The organism is Mycobacterium sp., from assembly GCF_035697385.1.
GTDB lineage: Bacteria > Actinomycetota > Actinomycetes > Mycobacteriales > Mycobacteriaceae > Mycobacterium.
In genome coordinates this window covers 1-3,710 of sequence record NZ_DASSCY010000113.1, presented here as the reverse complement: position 1 = coordinate 3,710, position 3,710 = coordinate 1, and the positions used below count along the sequence as shown (strand labels likewise).

Sequence of the window (3,710 nt, the reverse complement as noted above, 5' to 3'; positions counted from 1 at the left end):
ATCGGCGTGCTGCCCGGACTTGGTCCGGCGGCCACCATCGCGATCCTGCTGCCGATCACCTACACCATCGACCCGGTGTCGGCGATCATAATGCTCGCGGGCATCTACTACGGCGCCCAGTACGGCGGCACCATCACGTCGGTACTCTTACGACTTCCCGGTGAGGCGTCGTCGGTGGTCACCGTCTTCGACGGTTTCGCGCTGGCCAAACAGGGCAAGGCAGGCACAGCACTTGGCATCGCTGCGATCGGTTCCTTTGTCGGCGCGGCGATTTCGATCATCGGACTGACCCTGCTGGCCCCGGTGGTGGCGAGCATCGCCCTGGACTTCGGCCCTCCGGAGTACGCCGCCCTCGCATTGTTGGGCGTCTTGCTCGTCGCGACGATCGGCAGCGGTAACAAGCTCAAGGCGCTGATCGCCGGGTGCATCGGTCTGCTGCTGGCCACGGTGGGACGCGACAGCTTCAGCGGCGCTTCACGTTTCACCTTCGACAGCCTGGCGCTCGCCGACGGCATCGACTTCGTCGTCGTGGCAATGGGTTTGTTCGGCGTCGGGGAAATCCTCTACAACCTCGAGCAGCGGCACCGCAAGGTCGAACCACCGACCAAGGTGGGCAACGTGTGGCCGTCCCGCAAGGACCTCAAACAATCCTCGGGAGCCATCGGCCGCGGCTCGATTATCGGCTTCGTGCTCGGTGTTCTGCCCGGCGGCGGCGCGGTGCTCTCCTCGATCGTGGCCTATGCGACGGAGAAGCGCCGGTCCAAGACTCCGGAGCGCTTCGGCCGCGGCGCGGTGGAGGGCGTCGCCGCACCCGAGACCGCCAACAACGCGGCGGCGACGTCGTCGTTCATCCCCCTGCTCACGATCGGCCTGCCCGCCAACGCGTCGATGGCGATGCTGTTCGGGGCGCTGCTGATCCTCGGCGTCTCGCCCGGTCCGCAGCTGGTTGACGAGCACCCGGACGTCTTCTGGGGCGTCATCAACTCGATGTACATCGGCAACCTGCTGTTGCTGATCCTCTCGATTCCGTTGGTGGGGTTGTTCGTTCGCATTCTGCGGGTCCGTCCCGCGATCCTTGCGCCGATCACCGCGCTCATCACGATTCTCGGTGTCTACACGATCAACAACTCCGTCTTCGACATCTACTTGATGGTCGCGTTCGGCGTGATCGGCTATCTGATGAAGAAGGCCGGCTTCGACCCAGGACCCATGGTGCTGGCGTTCGTGCTGGGCTCCATCATCGAGTCGAGCACCCGCCGTTCCCTGCTGATATTCGGCGGCGACCCAACGGGTTTCATCACCCGGCCGATATCCGGCACCATCCTGGCGATCTTCGTCCTCCTGGCTTTGCTGCCGGTGATCCGGCATCTGTGGAGCCGACGGTCCTCAGGCCGGGTCGACCCGCCTGCGGGTGTTGCCGAGGTGGACGCGCATCGCGGCCCTGGCGACGTCGGCGTCGCCGGCGATGACGGCGGCAGCGACGCTGTCGTGCTCCCGCCGGACCCGGTCGACGTGGCCGGAGTCGGTCAGCGAGTACGCGTCGCCGAGCCGGGTCCGGGGCAGCATGATCATCATCGGACCGAGTGAGTCCAGCAGTTCGAGGTAGAAGCGGTTACCGCTGGCGGCGGCGACCGCCCGGTGGAATCCGAAGTCGGCCTCGACCTGGTCCTCTGGTGCGGCGCTCACGAACGCGTCGAGCGCCTCACGGATCGCAGCACCGCCGGCATCGTCGACACGGGCGGCAGCAAGCGCGGCCGCCTCGCACTCGATGCCGAGCCGGAAGTCGATCATGTCGAGGACGTCGTGGTGTGTGCGGATCGCGGCCGATTCGACAGAGAACGACGTCGGCTCGGGCATCGCAAGCACGAAAGAGCCACGGCCCTGGAAGGTTTCGACCAGGCCCTCCGCCCGCAGCCGGGTCACCGCCTCACGGACGACCGTGCGGGAGACCCGATACTCGTCGATCAGCTCTGCTTCCGAAGGCAGCTTGTGGCCCGGCGGGAGGTCGCCGGCGAGGATCTTGCCCTTCAGCCCGGCGACCACCCGCTGTGCCAGTGTCGTAGTCACGAACAGATCATCGCCGGGTGCCGAACTCGGCGCTCTCCTTGGTGAGCGCGCGCATCCGCTCGCTGAGCGTGAAGCCCAGACCTGGCCGCTCCGGCAGCCACATCCGGCCGTCACGAATCTCGATGCGCTCGTCGAAGAGCGGGTTGAGCCATTCGAAGTGTTCGACCCACGGCTCGGTGGGATACGCCGCGGCCAGGTGGAGATGGATCTCCATCGCGTAGTGCGGCGCCAGCGCCAGGCCGGCGTGCGCGGCCAGCGTCGCGAAGCGCAGGAACGGCGTGATGCCCCCGATCCGCGGCGCGTCGGGCTGGACGATGCCGCGGTAGCCCGCGTCGAGCAGTGCCATGTGTTCGGGCACCGACGTGAGCATTTCGCCCGTCGCGATCGGCGTATCGAAGGTGCGCGACAGGTCGGCGTGGCCGACGGCGTCCCACGCATCGAGTGGCTCCTCGATCCACACCAGGTCGAACTCTTCGAGCGCGCGGCACATACGGCGTGCCCTGGCGCGGTCCCACTGCTGGTTTGCGTCCACCATGAACGGCGTCTCGCCGAGGTGTTCCCGCAGCGCCGCCACTCGCTTCAGATCGGTCTGCCAATCCGGTTGGCCCACCTTGATTTTGATGCCGCCGATGCCTGCCTCCAACGACGCGGAGGCCTTCTCCTTGATCTCCTCGACCGAGGCCTGAAGGAATCCGCCGGACGTGTTGTAGACGCGGCAGGAATCACGATGCGCGCCAAGCAGTTTGGCGAGCGGCAGGCCGGCGCGCCTGGCCTTGAGGTCCCACAGCGCGACATCGAGCGCCGCAACCGCCTGCGTCGCGACGCCCGAGCGCCCGACGGATGCACCAGCCCACATCAGCGATTGGTAGATCCGGTCGATATCGGACGGGTCCTGGCCGAGCGCGACATCCGCGATCTCCGCCAGGTGGGTGTACTGAGCGGGCCCGCCCGCGCGCTTCGAGTAGCTGAAACCCATCCCCTCGAAGCCCTGTTCGGTAATGACCTCGACGAACAGCAGCACCGTCTCGGTCAACGGTTTCTGCCTGCCCGTAAGCACTTTCGCGTCACTAACGGGCGCAGGAAGCGGGAGGACGACGTGGGACAGCTTGACGTGGCGAATGCGATCGGACATGAAACTACTATAACGTGTGCCCAACTCATCATACAAGTGGTTTGGTGTTTGAGGCCCCCGCCGAAGCGGGAAGCCGTGCGCGAGTATGTCCTCAACACTTGCATCGATTCCGCAGTGGTTTCTGACAAAAGGCCTGCACATCGCGTTGGTGGTGGTCTTCGCGCTGATCGCGACACGGGTCATCCGGTGGGTGGCTACGCGGATCAGCCGCCGACTCGATCAGGGTGACGCCACCGACGCGGTGTTGCGCCCGGAAAGCGTGAAACACCGGCGGGCCGTCGCGTCGGTGATCTCATCGGTGGCGATCGCGCTGCTCTACGTGATGGTGTCGGTCGACATCGCCAATCAACTCGGGCTTCCGATCGGTTCGCTGGTGGCACCCGCCGCGGTGCTTGGTGCCGCGCTCGGTTTCGGCGCCCAGCGCATCGTCCAGGATCTGCTCAGTGGTTTCTTCATCATCACCGAGAAGCAGTACGGCTTCGGCGATTTGGTTGAGCTGACGGTGAGCACC

3 protein-coding genes and 1 pseudogene are annotated in these 3,710 nt (G+C 65.9%); 2 read left to right on the top strand and 2 right to left on the bottom strand.

What is annotated here, in order from left to right:
* On the top strand, positions 1–1,587 hold a 1,587-nt coding region (locus VFH65_RS09780; RefSeq protein WP_353321021.1), incomplete at its 5' end, for a tripartite tricarboxylate transporter permease.
* Here the strand turns inward: VFH65_RS09780 and VFH65_RS09775 are convergent.
* Both VFH65_RS09775 and VFH65_RS09770 read right to left on the bottom strand, forming a co-directional pair.
* A pseudogene (locus VFH65_RS09775) lies at positions 1,477–2,043 on the bottom strand (FadR/GntR family transcriptional regulator); the annotation flags it as partial. The gene VFH65_RS09780 and the pseudogene VFH65_RS09775 sit on opposite strands and share 111 nt — an antisense overlap.
* A gap of 31 nt (positions 2,044–2,074) precedes the next feature.
* Positions 2,075–3,199 carry an L-talarate/galactarate dehydratase gene (locus tag VFH65_RS09770; RefSeq protein WP_353321019.1) on the bottom strand — a complete coding sequence of 375 codons (1,125 nt, stop codon included), beginning with the start codon at positions 3,197–3,199 and terminating at the stop codon, positions 2,075–2,077.
* Positions 3,200–3,284: 85 nt separating this feature from the next.
* On the opposite strand from VFH65_RS09770, the gene VFH65_RS09765 reads away from it, so the two are divergent.
* On the top strand, positions 3,285–3,710 hold a 426-nt coding region (locus VFH65_RS09765; RefSeq protein ID WP_353321017.1), incomplete at its 3' end, for a mechanosensitive ion channel family protein.